This is a genomic window from Mesoflavibacter zeaxanthinifaciens DSM 18436 (assembly GCF_000422365.1).
Lineage (GTDB): Bacteria > Bacteroidota > Bacteroidia > Flavobacteriales > Flavobacteriaceae > Mesoflavibacter > Mesoflavibacter zeaxanthinifaciens.
In genome coordinates this window covers 83,990-101,170 of the sequence record NZ_AULQ01000007.1, presented here as the reverse complement: position 1 = coordinate 101,170, position 17,181 = coordinate 83,990, and the positions used below count along the sequence as shown (strand labels likewise).

Below are 17,181 nucleotides of genomic sequence, written 5' to 3'. Positions count from 1 at the left end.
TGTCACTTATCAAATGCCTCTATATGAAGCCACTTATTGCTTGTTTACTGCTTGTTTTAGTTCTTTTTAGTTCTTCTTGTATCACAAACAAAGACGTTGTTTACTTACAAAACAAAGGGACAATAGCAAATGACTCGTTACAGATTAAAGCGTTAGCACAACCGTACCGTGTGCAGATAGATGATATTTTAAGTATTAACGTAAAAGCTTTAGATGAAGAATTGGTAAAGATTTTTAACCCAACTAATACTAATGCTGGAGGTAATATTGGACAGTCTGAACAAGGTCTTTACTTTAATGGTTTTACTGTGGATTTACATGGTAATATCGAATTTCCAATATTAGGAGAGATTAACGTGTTAGGATACACTGTAGAAGAAATAGAAGATAAGGTAAAGGATTTGTTGCTAGAGAAGTATTTTAAAGAAACAGCGCAAATCTTTGTGACCGTAAAACTAGCAGGTTTAAGATATACCACGCTTGGTGAAATTGGTAATAAAGGGACACAAGTATTATATAGAGAACGCGTTAATATACTTGAAGCGGTTGCTAATGCAGGTGATATTACACAAACAGGAGATCGTAAAGATGTACTAATTGTTAGGCAGTATCCTGATGGACAAAAAATACATCATATAGATTTGACCGATATAGCTGCGATGGAATCTGAGTTTTATTATATACAGCCTAATGATATTATTATGGTTAAACCTTTAAAACGAAAGGCTTTAGGAGCAGGTCAAACCGCAACACAAACTATAACTACGGTAGCAAGTATCTTTTCGGTATTAGTTAGTACTTACTTTTTAGCAAGAAATTTATAATATGGAAAATCAAGTCCAAGAGCAAGATGTGCAAATGTTTGATTTTAAAGCTTTTGTTTTTAGAGCTTTAAGTTATTGGAAGTGGTTTTTGTTGGCTTTAATTGTTGGAGTCTATATTGTATATCAACAAAATATAAGAGAAGAGTTTCCTTATACATTAGACGCTAAAATTACGGTGCAAGATGATAAAAATCCGTTATTTACTTCTAATACAAGTTTAATTTTTAATTATGGTGGTATTTCTGGTAAAGTACAAGAAGTGCTTCTTAATTTAAAATCTAGAGAACATCATGAAAAGGTCGTAGATAGTTTAGATTTATATTTAAGTTATTTGACTCAGGGACGTTTTTATAAAACCGATATGTACGGCAGTGTTCCTTTTAAATTTGTTGGGTTAGATAGCGCATATCAGGTTTTAGGACATCCTATTAAGGTAGAGTTTGTTGATGCTACTTCTTTTGATTTATCTTATGATTTTGGTGAAGCAGAAACTATTGCAACTCAGAATTTTGTGAGTAAAGAAGTGAAACGTTTGCCAGTAACTCAACCAACATTAAAAAAACGCTATCAAATAGGCGAGTATATTAATTTGCCTTTTTTAAAGGGAAGTATTGAATTACGTGAAGATTTTAGTATACCTGTAGGTAAAACTTATTTTATACAATATACTAGTTTTAATAGTGCAGTTTCTGGCTTTTTAAGATCTTATGTTGTCGTTAATGAAGAGCGTTCACCTTTGCTTAGTATTAGGTTAACCAATAAAAATAAGGCTAAAATAGTTGATTATTTAAACACCTCTATATACATATTAGATCGTGATCAGCTAGAAAAGAAAAATCAGTATGCGGTTAATACTATTAATTTTATTGATAAACAGTTGTCTAGGGTAAAAGGGGATTTGACAAAAAAGGCAGACTCTTTAAATGAGTTTAAACGTGATAATAAGCTATATAATCTAGAAAACGAAACGGGTGAACTATCTAGTAAAATTACTAATTATGAGACGCAAAAGGAAAGTTACGAAAAGCAGCTAATGTCTTACGACTTGCTGAAAAACTATTTAGAAACTAGTGATGATTTTACTAGTTTTCCTGCGCCAGTTATTGAAGGTATTAGTGATGGGAATATACAAGGGTTAATTTCTCAAATGATACAAATTTCATCAGAAAAATCTAAATTAGAATATTCTGTACGAGATAATGTGTCCATTTTTGATGATTTAAACCGTCAAATTGATGGCTTAAAAAAAGTGATGTTTGAAAGTATTTCTTCAGCAAAAACTAATATCAGGTATCAAATTCAATCTATAAATAATAAGATTTATAATGTAGAGCGCGAGTTTTCTACTTTACCAGAAAGTCAGCAACAACTACAAGCCATAGAGCGCGAGTACCTGTTAAGCCAAAATACTTACAATTTATACTTGGCAAAACGCGGTGAGGCAGAATTGGTTAAAGCTTCTAACGTATCTGATATTAATTTGCTTGAGCCAGCTAAAGATACGGGTCAGGGTAGAGTGACTAGAAACTTAAATATACGATATGTTTTTGCTGTTTTAGGCGCTTTAATCCCTATACTAATCATTGCCTTTTTAGTGACGTTTTTTGATCATAAGTTGCATAGTCCAAACGATTTAAAGGACTTAACTAAAATCCCATTACTAGGAGTAGTTGGTAAAAATGAAAGTGAAAATAATTTAGCTGTACTTAATAAACCAAAATCTGCTATAGCTGAAGCATTTAGAGCTGTACGTTCTAGCTTACAGTTTATGTATAAAAAGCATGATGTAGAAGGTACAAAAACAGTGATGCTTACTTCTTCTATTAGCGGAGAAGGTAAAACCTTTTGTTCTATTAATATAGCTTCTGTATTTGCGCTTAGTGGTAAGAAAACTGTGTTGGTAGGTTTAGATTTGCGTAAGCCTAAAATATTTGGAGATTTTGACATTGATAATAACATTGGTGCGGTTAATTACTTGATTGGTCAGATGTCTTTAGAGGAAGTTACCCAAAAGACTATGATGGAAGATTTGGATGTTATTACCTCTGGACCTATACCTCCTAATCCTTCGGAGTTATTGATTGGTGAAAAAATGGATGCGCTTATTGAAGAGCTTAAATCTAAGTATGACTACATTATATTAGATACGCCTCCTGTTGGGTTAGTTGCTGATGCGCTAGAACTTATTGAATACGCTGATGCTACCTTATATGTTGTGCGTCAGGATTACACTAAAAAAGATATGTTACAACTGATTAAAGATAAACATCAAAAAGGAGAGGTGAAGAATATTAGTTTCTTATACAATTACTTTAATCAAAAAGGTACATACGGTTACGGTTATGGATACGGCTATGGTTACGGTTATGGTGCTTATGGTAATGGGTATCATGATAATGGACCTAAAAAAGCGTCTTTGCTGGATAGGGTGAAAAGGATTTTTAGAAAGTAGATTTTTAGATTATTCGATTGTTAGATTGCTAGATTACTCGATGCTTCGAATTTTAGATTCTTTGCTTCGTTTTGAATGATGTTTTGTGTTTATTTGTTGTTGAGTTGCTTGTGTGATTTCTCAGTCGTGCCTTCTTCGAAATGACTTAGGGATGCTTCTCGATACTCGATACGATTTACTCATGCTTTATAAATCACTCGAAGTGACGATCTGAAGATTGTTGGATTGCTTCGTACTGCGTTCTCGCAATGACATGTTGTGTTGGTTTGTGGATTTGTTGATGAGTTGCTTGTGTGATTTATCAGTCGTGCCTTCTTCGAAATGACAAAGGGATTGTTGGATTGCTTGATTGTTGTTGTGAGAGATTGCTTTATCCATCGTACTTGCAATGACGGTTAGTATTTTAATTAAAAAAAAAGAGGAAGTATTGCTTCCTCTTTTTTTGTCTGTGTAGTTGTTGTACTACTGAATCTCTAAGATTTGCATGACGTTGTATGCTCCATTGTTTAAGGCATATTGCATACTATTGATTTCTTGATAAAAGGCTAGTTTTAATAAGAAATAGGTTTGTCCTGTGCCTGTTGGTACACTTGCAGGTATTGGATTAATATCTACTATTGTGCTATTTAATGGATTGTTAATCTCGGTACTCATGACTAATTCTTTTTCTCCTGTTTGGAAATCAAGGTTTAGTACTGCAGCAGTAAAACTTACATGTGTGGCTCCAGACGGTGCATTAATTTGTTGTAACGGGTTAAGGTTACTAATTAAAACGCCACCTGTAGCAGTGTCAAGTGTTAGGTCTGTTAACAGAATGCTATCTAGTTGTGCATTTTGATTGAAGTCGAATGCTTTAATTGCATTTTGCCCTTCAGGAGTTGCTATGCCTATACCAACATTTCTGTTTCCTCTAGTGGATGTTGTATCTGCATTTTTAACTAAAGATAGTGTTTTTGTTAATCGACTGACTAATCTACCGTCTTTGACATCTGCTAATAAAGGTGTTAAGGCTTGCCTTAATATTTTTCCACTTTTAGCTACGTGACCAAATTCGGTTCCGTTTTCTCGGGTTCTAATAAACGCGGGATCGTTTTGGATTCTGCTTTTAGAGATTCCTCCTTTTGTGCGGACTAAATATCCGTCTTTTCCTTTGTAGAAGGTCATTCCATCTAAGGTTCCTTCAATTTTTAATAGGCTAGATAGTTTTGCCATTTTCTAATTGTTTTGTGTGCTTATTTTCATTTAGCACGTTATTAAAATTATACATATTAAATATGTTATGTACCTTTTTACATTGGGTACGTTATTATTAATAAGCTTTGATAGTAAAATGTATGAGCTCCTACATCGTTCTATTTTGGCTTTGAGATGGCAATGTACTGTGGGATTGAAACTTGCATTTTGTTTTTTACTGTTCTGGTTGTTTTTTGTTGAACGTTGTTAAAAATGCTGTTTTTGTACGTTTTTTACGTTTTTTGATGTTTTGGGCTTCTTTTTATGGTTACTGGTTTTTTAACATTGGTATACCTTTGGGTGCGCTTTGAGTGGGCTTTGGTATGAGGTTGGTTGGTGGTTGTGGTTTGATTGCTTGATTGTTTTTGTGTGAGATTGCTAACTCATATATGATTTCTCAGTTGTGCCTTTTTCGATATGACTTGGGGATGCTTCTCGATACAATTTACTCATGCTTCGTAAATCACTCGAAGTGACGGTCTGTGGATTGTTGGATTGCTTCGTCCTTTGTTCTCGCAATGATATGTTGTGTTGGTTTGTGGATTTGTTGATGAGTTAATTGTGTGATTTCTCGCTTTGCTCGCAATGACATGTCATGTTGAATTATAATACTGTTTTGAATGTTTGTTTAGGCTAATAATGATAATGGGCGAGTAATTGTTGATAATTGTGTGGAAAAAGCAAATCACTTTTTTTGTATATGCTTGAAAAAAATGCTGAATTTTATAATTCCTTTTAAGACACAAAATCAAAAAAAAAGCGAGGACTGCCTAATCACCAGTTACTCTCTATAGTCTATGCTATAGTGTCAATAATCATGAATAGAATTATAATAACAACAAACGATGTCATGTTCTTAATGGGGAAGAGTCAATCTTCAGCACAGAAGTTAATTAAAGTTATTAGAGATGCATATGGTAAAAAGAAGCATCAACCTATTAGTATACGTTTATTTTGTGACTATATGGATTTGTCTTATGAAGAGGTTTTTAATACGGTTAATGGTATTAAGGATCAATCTGCTTAAATGTTTTACATTTTAAAAAAGGGTGACTTTTTAAAGTCGCCCTTTTTTATTTTATGATTTTCTTCTATAAAAGGTTGTTTTTTTGCGTTAAAACACCAAAAAAATCGTTTATTTGTGTTTGTAAGGTTAAACTACTTTAGTTGTTGGTTGGCTTACAATTAATAAAAAATAGAGTATCCTTTGGAAACCAAAGTTTATCAAAAAAACAATACCCTAAGTCTTTTTAAACTGTTTTCTGCGAGTTTAAAAGATATTTATGCCTCTCGTTTTTTGTCAAGACAATTGGCAGAACGCGATATTAAAGCCCAATACCGTCAGTCTTATTTAGGTCTATTTTGGGCGTTTTTTACCCCTTTAGCGACTGCGTTGGTTTGGATTGTACTTAATAACAGTGGTACAGTTAGACTAACTGATACCGGTATGCCTTATCCGTTGTTTGCTTTTTCTGGTACGTTGATTTGGTCTATTGTTACAGAGTCTATTAAATCGCCTATGCAGAGTACTAATAGTGCTAGGGGTATTTTAACTAAAATAAATTTTCCTAAAGAGGCCTTAATTGTTTCTGGTATCTATAAATTGTTGTTTAATACGTTTATTAAACTACTATTGTTACTTGTTTTTGTGTTGTTTTATGGTGTTGGTTTAAGTTGGACTTTATTGTTAGTACCTGTTGCAGTAATAGGCGCTGTTATAGTCGGTACTACTATTGGCTTGTTTATTACCCCTATAGGTTTATTATACTCTGATATTAATAAAATTATTTCGTTTGGTTTGCAGTTTTTAATGTATGCCACACCTGTGGTCTATGCTTTACCAAAAGAAGATGGCTTGTTAAAAACATTAATGACCTATAATCCTTTAACACCTATTATATTAACTACAAGAGATTTTGTGGTAGGAACAGTGTCTAACTATGGTTACCAATTTTTAATTGTGATTGCTTGTTGTGTCCCGCTATTGTTAATTGGGTTAGCGATTTATAGGTTGTCAATACCGATTATTGTGGAGCGATTGAGTGCGTAGTGAGTAATGAGTAATAAGTAGTTAGTAGTTAGTTGCTTGTGTGATTTCTCGCTGCAATTCGACTACGCTCAGTGTGACACTCGAAATGACTAAGGAAACTTAAAAAAAATAAAAGAAAAAAGGTTGATGAACCCAGAACAAAACATACACACCGATAATGAGGTTTTAGTAAAGGTAGAAGGCTTAAGCAAAAAGTTTTGTAAAGACTTAAAGACTAGCTTATGGTATGGTGTTAAAGATTTAATGACTGGCATTGGTGGTAGCACCAACGAGCGTGAATTACGACCTAAAGAGTTTTGGGCGGTTAAGGATATTAATTTTGAGTTACGACGTGGTGAGTGTTTGGGCTTAATAGGTCATAACGGTGCAGGTAAATCTACTTTACTAAAAATACTAAATGGTTTAATTAATCCAGATGCGGGTAAAGTAACTATTAAAGGCAGAGTAGGAGCATTGATAGAACTAGGAGCAGGTTTTAACCCTATACTGTCAGGACGCGAAAATATTTATAATAATGGGGCTATATTAGGCTTTACGCGACAAGGGATAGACCAAAAGCTGGAAGAAATTATTGACTTTGCAGAGCTAGAAGAGTTTATCGATATGCCCGTACAGCATTATAGTAGTGGGATGAAAGTACGTTTAGGTTTTGCAGTAGCTGCCCAAATGGAACCCGATGTATTGATTATTGATGAAGTGTTGGCAGTTGGGGATTTAGGTTTTGTGTTAAAGTGTTTTAAAACAATAGATCGTATTTTACCTAACACGGCTATAATTTTTGTAAGTCATAATATGCCCATGGTGTCTCGTATATGCACACAGATTATGTTAATGGATAAAGGGATATCAAAATTTAATGGTTCAGATATAAGTAGCGCTATAGACTTATATTATACAAGATTTTCTAATAATAATTCTAATGTAATTTTTGATTCTGGACAATTATCAATTATTGAAGTTAAGATTATTAATAACTTAATTGAACAAAAAGAAATTTCGGACATATATTGGAAAGAGGATTTAATTTTAGCTTTTAAAATTAAGTCTCTTGGACTAAAAGAAATTCCAATTTTTAAAATTACTATTTTTGATAAAGAATTAAGACCTGTAGCATTATTAGAGCCAAACGAAAAAGAGGATAATTTAAAGATTGAAGATTCTATAATCAATTTTACTGTTTTACATGAAAAAACACAGCTTTCAAAAGGAGTATACTCTGTTAACTTATCTGTTGAAAGTATAAAAGGGACGCCATTATATAGAATCAATAATATTTTAGCTTTTCAGGTTTATCATAATGTAGATGTTTGGCAACCTTTTTTACTACAATCAAATTTTTCTAATAACATAAAGAAATAGGATAATAATTATGACAATTTTAGGAAAAGTTAAACCTAGTTTTATGATTTTAGGAGCCCAAAAATCTGGAACAACAGCATTACATGATTATATAGCACAACATCCAAAAATTATATCACCCCAAAAAAAAGAACTACATTTCTTTGATTCTTGTAAAACAAAAAATATTAAAGATTATCACTTAAACTTTCCTTATAAAAAATTTTCTTTAAAAACTTCTTTTGAGTCAACACCAAGATATTTATATTATCCAGAAACAGCAAAAAAAATAAAGGATTACAATTCTAAATTAAAATTTATTATTGTACTTCGAGATCCTATTAAAAGAGCCTACAGTGCATGGAATATGTATAAGCAAATGATAGAACAGCCTTCATTGAAAACTTTTTTTATAGAAAATGAAAAGCAATGTCCAAAAGAAAAGCTTAGTACATATTTTGTTAAAAATGAATTCCCTAGTTTTTATGATTGGATTAATTTTGAAATCAATCTAAGCGAACAAGAGCAAAAGGATATTATTGAGCCTTCCATAGTAAGAAGAGGTTACTATAAAGAGCAAATTGAAAATTATTTTAAATATTTTAATAAAAACCAATTCTTATTTATTGATACTTCAGAATTATTAAATAATAGAAATAAAGTGTTAAATGAAGTGTTTAATTTCTTAGATTTAAATCCAATTGATTTAAATCAATTGGATTTAAGCGAAAAACATAAACGAGAATATTCTGAAACAATAGATGAAATATCTAAAAGCTTATTAAAAAAACATTATTCTATAAAAAACAAAGGTTTAGAGCATTTAATTAATAAAAAAATGAGTTGGACGAGTTAAATGAAACTTTTTAAAACTAAAAATAAAACTAAAATATTTTGTATAGGTTTAAATAAAACAGGTACAACAACTATTGAAAAGGTGTTGAAAGATTATGGCTACTCTCTAGGAGACCAACCAAAAGCTGAATTACTAGCAAAAAAATGGTATAATAGAGATTTTAATGAAATAATTAATTATTGTCATACAGCAGATGCTTTTCAGGATATACCTTTTTCATTACCATTTACCTATGCGTTTTTAGACCAGTACTTTACCAAAGCAAAATTTATTTTAACTCTAAGAGATAATCCAGAACAATGGTATGAATCCATAACTAAATTTCATGCTAAATTATGGGCAAAAGGTAAAGATATACCAACAAGTCAAGACTTAAAAGAAGCTAATTACCGTTATAAAGGATATGCTTTTGAGATTAATCAATTTATGTTTAATACACCAAAAGAAGATCCATACAATAAAAAGGTTTTATTAAATTATTATAACAATCATATGTATTCTGTAATTGAATATTTCAGGAGTCGTCCTGATAAATTGTTGGTTATTAATGTTTCTAATGATAAAGACTATTTACGATTAGCTGATTTTTTAAATAAAAAACCAATATATAAAGGATTTCCTTGGGAAAATAAAACTAATAGTATTTAATCAATGATAAACGTTACCAAAACATTTTTACCGCCATTAGAAGAGTATCAAACTATTTTAAAACGTGCTTGGGATACAGGTTGGATGACTAACCGAGGTGTTTTGGTTAAAGAGTTAGAAACGCAACTTAAATCTTATTTAGGAGTTTCTCATATTATAGCTATGACTAATGGTACACTACCATTACAAATCGCTATTAAAGCTTTAAATCTTAAAGGTGAAATTATAACCACGCCTTTTAGTTATGTGGCTACTACCAGTAGTATTGTTTGGGAAGGATGTACACCTGTTTTTGTAGATATACATCCGGAGTATTTAACTATAGACGAAACTAAAATTGAAGCCGCTATAACACCCAATACATCAGCTATATTAGCGACACATGTATTTGGTAATCCTTGCGCTATTGATGCTATTGAGTTAATTGCAAAAAAACATAATTTAAAAGTAATTTATGATGCGGCGCATTGCTTTGGTGTGACGTATAAAGGACAATCTGTTTTTAATTATGGCGATGTTAGTACCTGTAGTTTTCACTCTACAAAGTTATTTCATACTGGTGAAGGTGGTGCATTGTTTTGTAACGATGAAGACTTGCTTAATGCATTGTTTTATCATCATAATTTTGGACATGATGGACCATTAGATTTTCATGGTTTAGGTATTAATGCTAAAATTAGTGAATTACAAGGTGCAATGGGATTAGCGGTTTTACCTTACATGAAAACCATTTTAGATGCACGTAAAAAGGTGGTCGATTATTATTTAGAAGCTTTTATTAATAATTATCAAATCCAACTTCTAAAACTTAGAGCAGATATACATTGGAATTATAGTTACTTTCCTGTAATGTTTAAAAACGAAACTATTTTATTAAAGGTCGAACAAGCATTAAAAAACAACCAAATTAATGCAAGACGGTATTTTTACCCATCACTAAATACATTACCTTATGTGACATCAAAAGATATGAAAGTGTCACAATCTGTTGCCTCACGTATTTTATGTTTACCTTTATATGTAGGTTTGTCAAAGACAGATTTAAAACGTATTGTACAACTTATAATGGACCAAATATTATGATAATTGTTGGAGCAAAAGGATTTGCAAAAGAACTGCTTCAGATTATCTCAGTAGACATGGGTTTAGCAGATCATCAAATTGTCTTTTTTGATAATGTTAGTGAAGGTTTAACAGAAAAACTTTTTAACAGGTTTGTTATATTAAAATCTTTTAAACAAGTTGAAACTTATTTAAATAGCTCTAACGATAAGCAATTTGTTTTAGGATTAGGGCAACCAAAGCATCGGGATACATTATATCAACAATTTGTAAACTTAGGATGTCATCCAGTAAATGTGTTTTCAAAGCATTGTGATGTAGGTAGTTTTGATGTTAAAATAGGTTTGGGCACCACAGTACTGTCAGGTGCAATTATATCTAATTCAGTAAGTATAGGTATAGGTTGTTTAATCTATTATAATTCAATAATAACTCATGATTGTGAAGTAGGTAATTTTGTGGAAGTGTCACCTGGTGCAAAAATTTTGGGAAGAACTAAAATAGGACATCATACAAGTTTAGGAGCTGGTTGTATTATATTGCCTGATGTAACAATAGGAAATTATGTAATAATCGGTGCAGGCACAGTCGTGACTAAAGATATCCCTGATAACTGTACGGTAGTTGGTGTGCCCGGCAAAATAATAAAACAATATTAGTTAAGTTAAAGGTATCATTATGTATGTTTACTTACTAAATTGAAGATATTTGTTTGTGAAAGATAGATAAGTATTTTATTAAAATATTATAATCTAATAAGGTTTTATAAGAAAAATTTATAAAAGATATTTTAGATTTGTTTTTTATCATAAACGAATATGAGAAATACTTAAGAACACTTGTCAAAAAAAATGAAAACAGCCTTAATCACAGGAATTACAGGACAAGATGGTGCGTATTTAGCTGAGTTATTATTAGATAAAGGCTATATGGTGCATGGTATTAAGCGTCGTGCCTCTTTATTAAATACCGATCGTGTAGACCATTTATACCAAGACCCACATGAAGCCCATGTACGTTTTAAATTACATTATGGCGATTTAAGTGATAGCATGAATATTACCCGCGTTATCCAAGAGGTGCAACCTGATGAGATTTATAATCTGGGTGCGATGTCTCATGTAAAAGTAAGTTTTGATACGCCAGAATATACGGCTAATATTGATGGTTTAGGGACCTTACGTATTTTAGAGGCAGTACGCCTATTAGGGTTGACCGAAAAAACAAAAATCTATCAAGCCTCTACCAGTGAGTTATACGGTTTGGTACAAGCGGTACCGCAAAGTGAAACCACGCCGTTTTACCCACGTAGCCCTTATGGTGTGGCTAAATTATATGGGTATTGGATTACAGTAAACTATCGTGAAGCGTATAATATGTATGCATGTAATGGGATTTTGTTTAATCACGAGTCGCCTTTACGCGGTGAGACCTTTGTAACGCGAAAGATTACTAGAGCCACCTCTAAAATAGTCTTAGGCTTACAAGAGGTTTTGTATATAGGTAACCTAGATGCAAAACGTGATTGGGGACATGCCAAAGACTATGTAGAAGCGATGTGGTTGATGTTACAGCAAGACCAAGCCGATGATTATGTGATTGCCACCGGTGTGACCACTACGGTAAGAGATTTTATAAAATTAGCGTTTGGATATGTGGGGATTATATTAGCATTTGAAGGTGAAGGTGATCAAGAAGTTGGTACCGTAGTAAGTTGTAGCCAACCAGATTATCAATTACCAGCAGGCACGGTAGTGGTTAGGGTAGATCCTGATTACTATAGACCAACAGAGGTTGATTTGTTGATAGGTGATGCTAGTAAGTGTAAAGCGCAATTGAATTGGCAGCCAAAACATAGTTTACAAGATTTAGTGAATGATATGATGCAATCTGATTTAAAACTGTTTAAAAAAGAGCAGTATTTAAAAGCAGGCGGACATGAGACCTTAAATGCAAGAGAAGAGTAGTATGGAGTTAGGAGCAAAAATATATGTTGCAGGACATAATGGTATGGTAGGCTCTGCGGTGTTACGTGCCTTAAAAGCAAAAGGCTATACTAATTTTGTGTTGCGAAGCTCGTCAGAATTAGATTTGACCAATCAAGCGGCGGTCATACAGTTTTTTGAAGCTGAGCAACCTGAGTACGTGTTTTTAGCAGCTGCCAAAGTAGGTGGTATCGAATCTAATAACACCTTACGCGGACAGTTTTTGTATGAGAATTTGATGATACAAAATAATGTGATCCATCAAAGTTATGTGCATCATGTAAAGAAGTTATTGTTTTTTGCTTCGTCGTGTATTTATCCAAAGTTTGCACCACAGCCTATTAAAGAAGCGTATTTATTAACCGATACTTTAGAGCCTACTAACGAGCCTTACGCTATTGCAAAAATAGCAGGAGTAAAGCTATGTGAAAGTTATAATAGGCAGTATGGCTGTAATTTTATATCGGTAATGCCTACCAATTTATATGGGCCTAATGATAATTACGATTTAAAACACTCGCATGTATTACCAGCTTTGTTGCGTAAATTTCATGAAGCTAAATTAGCAGAAGCGCCTTCGGTTGAGGTTTGGGGAACAGGTACGCCAAAACGCGAGTTTTTACACGTTGATGATTTAGCCAAAGCCAGCTTGCATTTGATGAAAACCTATCAAGGCAACGTAAGTGTTAATATAGGAACAGGTGAAGATATATCTATTAAAACATTGGCGGAATTAATTAAAGATATCGTTAATTATAAAGGCGACATTGTTTGGAATACCGACAAACCTGACGGGACGCCACGCAAACTATTGGATGTGTCTTTAATCCATAGCTTGGGCTGGCATCATCACATCCATTTAGAAGATGGGATACAAGCGGTGTATAAAGATAAATTTTTAAGCTAGAGATGGTTGCTATCTATTATCATAAATTATAATATCAATTTAAGGCTAGTCAAAACACCTAAGAGTGTGCTATCTTATATTTATGCTTATTTTTATATATAATATTGATGGTAATTTTTATTAAAAAAATAATATAATAATTATGGCAATGGTATCAGTATGTATGATTACTTACAATCATCAAGACTACATTGAAGAAGCTTTGCAAAGTATATTTAAACAAGAATGTGATTTTGATATTGAATTAATCGTTTCTAACGACTGCTCTACAGACCAAACACATCAAGTAATTTCTGAGTTTTTAAAAAATAACACAAAAACAAATATTAAGGTTAACTATTTTAATCATACTAAAAATTTAGGTATTACATCTAACTTTGTTTATGCTTTAAAGCAGTGTAACGGTAAATATATTGCAATTTGTGAGGGTGATGATTATTGGGTGGATATATTAAAACTACAAAAACAAATTGATTTTTTAGAAAAAAATAATAGTTTTTCAGCTATTGCTTCAAATTCTTTGGTCATTCATGAAAATACAGAAAAAGAACATCTTTTTAGAGAACCTATTGAAAAGGTTTTTTCTATTAATGAACTATTAGAGGCAAGACATTTTCATACTGCAACTTTTCTTTTTAAAAGAGAATTTTTTAAAAATGATTTTCCGACTAATGTTTTGTCAGCGGATAGAACTTTATTTTTATTAATTTCTTGTTTTGGGAAAATTAAGTTAACCAAAGATGTAACTGCTGTTTACAGAAAAAATGATGGAGGTATTTCTAGGAGGGTTACATCAAAACAGATGAGGTTGGATTATAAAATTGTAAATTATTTAAAAAAATATAATAAACATTTTAATCAAAACAAATTGAAATGTTTTATTTCAAAAACAGTTTTAGAATATTCTTTTAAAATTAATTTATTTGATTTCACAAAAGCTTCTTTTAATTATTCATTTTGCAAATTTAAAGAAGCAAAAGGTTTTCGGAAAAAAATTAGATCTCTTATATATAGTTTTAGAAAAATTAAAGAATTTACATACAAATTAGACTTTTGAAAAGATTGATTTACATAGTAGTAGTAACTTATAACGGTATTCAATGGATAGATAAATGTTTAGGTAGTATTGATTTTTCTACTTATCAAGTTGTAGTGGTAGATAATAACTCTACAGATCAAACAGTTAATTTTATCAGTAAAAACTATCCAAGCATTACTCTTTTAGCACAAGATAAAAACTTAGGATTTGGACAAGCCAATAATTTAGGGATTAGTCATGCGTTACAACAGGGCGCAGAGTATGTGTTTTTATTAAATCAAGATGCTTATTTATATCCAGACACAATTACTAATTTAATAGAAGTTTATAAAACTCATCCAGAGTATGGTATAATAAGTCCTATACATTTAAACGGAGAAGGAACTAAACTAGATAAAACATTTTCGTTTTTTGTAGACTATAACCATCATGAATATTTTTATTTTGATGCTATAAAAAAACAACTAGAACCTGTTTATGATATACCGTTTGTAAATGCTGCAGCTTGGTTATTGCCAAAAACGACTCTGCTTAATATTGGTGGTTTCGACCCTTTATTTTTTCATTATGGAGAAGACAATAATTACTGCCAACGGGTGCTTTTTCATGGTTATAAAATAGGTGTGGCTACTAATGCTTTTGTAAAACATGATAGAGAAATTAGAAAGCATGTAAGACAAACCCATAATCTATTGTTCTCAGAAAAATATTTTAAAGAAAAAGAGCTTGCTTACAAGATAAAATATGCAGATTTAAATTTTGAAGACGCTGAGAATGCGTTTGTTAAAGAGTTAAAAAAGATAGAACGGATGTCCCTTAAGTTTTTATTTAAATTAAAAATTAAACACTATAAAGGGTATAAAAAACTAGGTGATATTTTAAAAAGTGTATATGCTAAATCAGTTAATAGTAAAGAGTTAAATCAGAAAAAAAACTCTAATTATATCTAATTGGCATGGCAAAATCACTAGTTTCCATAATCATTCCCACTTATAATAGAGCGCACCTTATTGCTGAGACTTTAGATAGTATTATAGCGCAAACCTTTACCGATTGGGAATGTATTATTGTAGATGATGGTAGTACCGATACCACCAAAGCAATTGTAGAGGCTTATCTTGATAAAGACCAGAGATTTAAATTTGTTACGCGACCAAAACACTTACCACAAGGTGGTAATGCTGCCAGAAATTATGGGTTTAGCATTAGTAAGGGACAGTTAATAAATTGGTTTGATAGTGACGATATTATGTTACCTCATTTTTTGGAGAGCAGGCTGTCTTTTTTTAAAGACCCTAATGTGAATTTGGTGTTTTGTTCTGCGACCATTATTAATCATGAAAAAAAAGATATTGGTAAATTACAATTAGATTTAAAGACCGACCTGTTTAGGGCTTATATGCATTGGGAGTTTCAAGTTATTACCAACTCGGTGCTGTTTAGAAAGAATTATTTGTTGACTAAAACGCTTTTTAATGAGCAGATTGTAAGAGGTCAGGAACATGAATTTTTTTCGAGGTTGTTTTTTGAGTTAAACAAAACCCAATATAAAATAGTCAATGTACCATTGTTTCTGTATCGGCAACATCAAGGGACTAAAACAACCTTAAATGAAACCTATATCCCCGAATATAAAACCTCATTAGCATTTATTTATACTCAAAATTTAGAAAAGATCATACAACTTGAAGATGGAACCTTAATCAAATTTTTCTTTTCTTTAATTATGAATATTTATTTTGATGCATTTAAGTACAAACACCCTAAGGTTAGAGTCTATATTACTAAAAGACTATCTTCTATTTTATTAAGGTATCATTTTTCTTTAATAGATGTAGTACTTATATTGCAAGTCATGACCCTTTTTAATTTACAAAGCTACAGGCTGTATAAATATGCTATAAAAAGAGTTTCAAATTACGCCATTACTAACTAAACACAGATGTCTTCTAACACGACTTTAATTCCAAAAAAAATACATTATTGTTGGTTTGGTAAGCAGCCTAAACCTCAATTAATCATTGACTGTATTAAAAGTTGGACACAGTTTTGTCCAGATTTTGAATGTATTGAATGGAATGAAGATAATGCCGATTTATCGCACTCTTTTGTTGCTTCTGCATACACACAAAAAAAATGGGCATTTGTATCGGATTATGTTAGGTTAACAGCATTATATACGTATGGCGGCATTTACTTAGACACCGACATGATGTTAATAGATGGTTTTGCACCTTTTTTAAAACACTCCTGTTTTTTTGGCGCAGAAGAACCGTCTATTATAAGTGCAGGCATAATAGGTTGTGTTAAACATCATCCTTTAATAGGTTTATTAATTAAACGGTATGACAGCATTCAGCTTGATGCATTTACTAATTATAATACTATTGCTATACCTTTAATAATTACTAATACAGTAAAGCAGGTTTATGGTAAAGCTGTTTTGAACATAGATAAAGTCACTAAGTTAAAAGAAGATTTAGTCATTTATCCACAAGATTATTTTTATCCGTTTCCTAATAAGGATAAAGCTAATATTGCTAATTACTTAGAGTATAAGACAGAAAATACGGTTGCTATACATTTATGGAATGCCTCTTGGGTTGTATATAATGAGTTTGATTTTTTATTAAAAAAGAAATATCTAAAAGCCTTACCTATTATATTAAATCGCATATTTATAAAAAGAGATTTCAACACTTATTATTTTAAGCGCTTGTATAATCATCTAAAATATTAAACATTAAAAAGAAACTTAAACATAGTATCAAATTTTTTATCGGTCTT

16 protein-coding genes are annotated in these 17,181 nt (G+C 31.6%); 15 read left to right on the top strand and 1 reads right to left on the bottom strand.

From position 1 onward, the window contains the following. Positions 1-23: 23 nt before the first annotated feature. Complete coding sequence (locus tag H574_RS0107890) at positions 24-824, top strand: polysaccharide biosynthesis/export family protein (RefSeq protein ID WP_027880058.1); 801 nt, start codon at positions 24-26, stop codon at positions 822-824. 1 nt (position 825) lies between these two features. After that, positions 826-3,276, top strand: coding sequence for an exopolysaccharide transport family protein (locus H574_RS0107885; protein ID WP_027880057.1), 2,451 nt, complete (start codon positions 826-828; stop codon positions 3,274-3,276). A 462-nt stretch (positions 3,277-3,738) separates the two neighbouring features. Here the strand turns inward: H574_RS0107885 and H574_RS0107880 are convergent, their stop codons facing one another. Further along, positions 3,739-4,488 carry a hypothetical protein gene (locus tag H574_RS0107880; RefSeq protein WP_027880056.1) on the bottom strand — a complete coding sequence of 250 codons (750 nt, stop codon included), beginning with the start codon at positions 4,486-4,488 and terminating at the stop codon, positions 3,739-3,741. Between the two features lie 838 nt (positions 4,489-5,326). Here H574_RS0107880 and H574_RS0107870 point away from each other — a divergent pair. From H574_RS0107870 to H574_RS0107810, 13 genes are all read left to right on the top strand, one after another. Beyond that, positions 5,327-5,536 carry a hypothetical protein gene (locus H574_RS0107870; RefSeq protein ID WP_027880055.1) on the top strand — a complete coding sequence of 70 codons (210 nt, stop codon included), beginning with the start codon at positions 5,327-5,329 and terminating at the stop codon, positions 5,534-5,536. A gap of 180 nt (positions 5,537-5,716) precedes the next feature. Then, positions 5,717-6,559, top strand: coding sequence for an ABC transporter permease (locus H574_RS0107865; protein ID WP_162138986.1), 843 nt, complete (start codon positions 5,717-5,719; stop codon positions 6,557-6,559). A gap of 126 nt (positions 6,560-6,685) precedes the next feature. After that, complete coding sequence (locus tag H574_RS0107860; protein WP_027880053.1) at positions 6,686-7,918, top strand: ABC transporter ATP-binding protein; 1,233 nt, start codon at positions 6,686-6,688, stop codon at positions 7,916-7,918. Between the two features lie 43 nt (positions 7,919-7,961). After that, positions 7,962-8,753 (top strand): sulfotransferase domain-containing protein, encoded by a 792-nt coding sequence (locus tag H574_RS0107855; protein ID WP_162138985.1) that lies wholly within the window; start codon positions 7,962-7,964, stop codon positions 8,751-8,753. Then, complete coding sequence (locus tag H574_RS14065; protein ID WP_051169854.1) at positions 8,754-9,401, top strand: sulfotransferase; 648 nt, start codon at positions 8,754-8,756, stop codon at positions 9,399-9,401. 3 nt (positions 9,402-9,404) lie between these two features. Beyond that, positions 9,405-10,484, top strand: coding sequence for a DegT/DnrJ/EryC1/StrS family aminotransferase (locus H574_RS0107845; protein WP_027880051.1), 1,080 nt, complete (start codon positions 9,405-9,407; stop codon positions 10,482-10,484). Next, positions 10,481-11,122 carry a NeuD/PglB/VioB family sugar acetyltransferase gene (locus H574_RS0107840; protein ID WP_027880050.1) on the top strand — a complete coding sequence of 214 codons (642 nt, stop codon included), beginning with the start codon at positions 10,481-10,483 and terminating at the stop codon, positions 11,120-11,122. The genes H574_RS0107845 and H574_RS0107840 overlap by 4 nt, the downstream gene beginning before the upstream one ends. Positions 11,123-11,314: 192 nt before the next feature. Beyond that, a complete protein-coding gene (gmd, locus tag H574_RS0107835) occupies positions 11,315-12,430 on the top strand; it encodes a GDP-mannose 4,6-dehydratase (RefSeq protein WP_027880049.1) in 1,116 nt (371 codons plus the stop codon). 1 nt (position 12,431) lies between these two features. Then, on the top strand, positions 12,432-13,355 hold the full coding sequence (locus H574_RS0107830) for a GDP-L-fucose synthase family protein (RefSeq protein ID WP_027880048.1): 924 nt from the start codon (positions 12,432-12,434) through the stop codon (positions 13,353-13,355). A 142-nt stretch (positions 13,356-13,497) separates the two neighbouring features. Continuing rightward, positions 13,498-14,412, top strand: a complete 915-nt coding sequence (locus H574_RS14395) for a glycosyltransferase (RefSeq protein ID WP_051169853.1) — start codon at positions 13,498-13,500, stop codon at positions 14,410-14,412. Beyond that, positions 14,409-15,344 carry a glycosyltransferase family 2 protein gene (locus H574_RS0107820; protein WP_027880047.1) on the top strand — a complete coding sequence of 312 codons (936 nt, stop codon included), beginning with the start codon at positions 14,409-14,411 and terminating at the stop codon, positions 15,342-15,344. The genes H574_RS14395 and H574_RS0107820 overlap by 4 nt, the downstream gene beginning before the upstream one ends. Positions 15,345-15,349: 5 nt before the next feature. Further along, entirely contained in the window at positions 15,350-16,330 is a 981-nt protein-coding gene (locus H574_RS14390) for a glycosyltransferase family 2 protein (protein WP_051169852.1), read from the top strand. A 6-nt stretch (positions 16,331-16,336) separates the two neighbouring features. Continuing rightward, positions 16,337-17,134: a glycosyltransferase family 32 protein gene (locus tag H574_RS0107810; RefSeq protein ID WP_027880046.1), complete on the top strand. Its 798-nt coding sequence runs from the start codon at positions 16,337-16,339 to the stop codon at positions 17,132-17,134. Positions 17,135-17,181: the final 47 nt, after the last annotated feature.

Excerpts from the sequence above, each read along its gene's own strand:
- gmd (WP_027880049.1), top strand. The coding sequence starts at position 11,315 with ATGAAAACAGCCTTAATCACAGGAATTACAGGACAAGATGGTGCGTAT.
- H574_RS0107870 (WP_027880055.1), top strand. The coding sequence starts at position 5,327 with ATGAATAGAATTATAATAACAACAAACGATGTCATGTTCTTAATGGGG.
- H574_RS0107880 (WP_027880056.1), bottom strand. The coding sequence starts at position 4,488 with ATGGCAAAACTATCTAGCCTATTAAAAATTGAAGGAACCTTAGATGGA.
- H574_RS0107845 (WP_027880051.1), top strand. The coding sequence starts at position 9,405 with ATGATAAACGTTACCAAAACATTTTTACCGCCATTAGAAGAGTATCAA.
- H574_RS0107840 (WP_027880050.1), top strand. The coding sequence starts at position 10,481 with ATGATAATTGTTGGAGCAAAAGGATTTGCAAAAGAACTGCTTCAGATT.
- H574_RS0107855 (WP_162138985.1), top strand. The coding sequence starts at position 7,962 with ATGATTTTAGGAGCCCAAAAATCTGGAACAACAGCATTACATGATTAT.
- H574_RS14390 (WP_051169852.1), top strand. The coding sequence starts at position 15,350 with ATGGCAAAATCACTAGTTTCCATAATCATTCCCACTTATAATAGAGCG.
- H574_RS14065 (WP_051169854.1), top strand. The coding sequence starts at position 8,754 with ATGAAACTTTTTAAAACTAAAAATAAAACTAAAATATTTTGTATAGGT.
- H574_RS0107890 (WP_027880058.1), top strand. The coding sequence starts at position 24 with ATGAAGCCACTTATTGCTTGTTTACTGCTTGTTTTAGTTCTTTTTAGT.
- H574_RS14395 (WP_051169853.1), top strand. The coding sequence starts at position 13,498 with ATGGCAATGGTATCAGTATGTATGATTACTTACAATCATCAAGACTAC.
- H574_RS0107860 (WP_027880053.1), top strand. The coding sequence starts at position 6,686 with ATGAACCCAGAACAAAACATACACACCGATAATGAGGTTTTAGTAAAG.
- H574_RS0107830 (WP_027880048.1), top strand. The coding sequence starts at position 12,432 with ATGGAGTTAGGAGCAAAAATATATGTTGCAGGACATAATGGTATGGTA.
- H574_RS0107885 (WP_027880057.1), top strand. The coding sequence starts at position 826 with ATGGAAAATCAAGTCCAAGAGCAAGATGTGCAAATGTTTGATTTTAAA.
- H574_RS0107810 (WP_027880046.1), top strand. The coding sequence starts at position 16,337 with ATGTCTTCTAACACGACTTTAATTCCAAAAAAAATACATTATTGTTGG.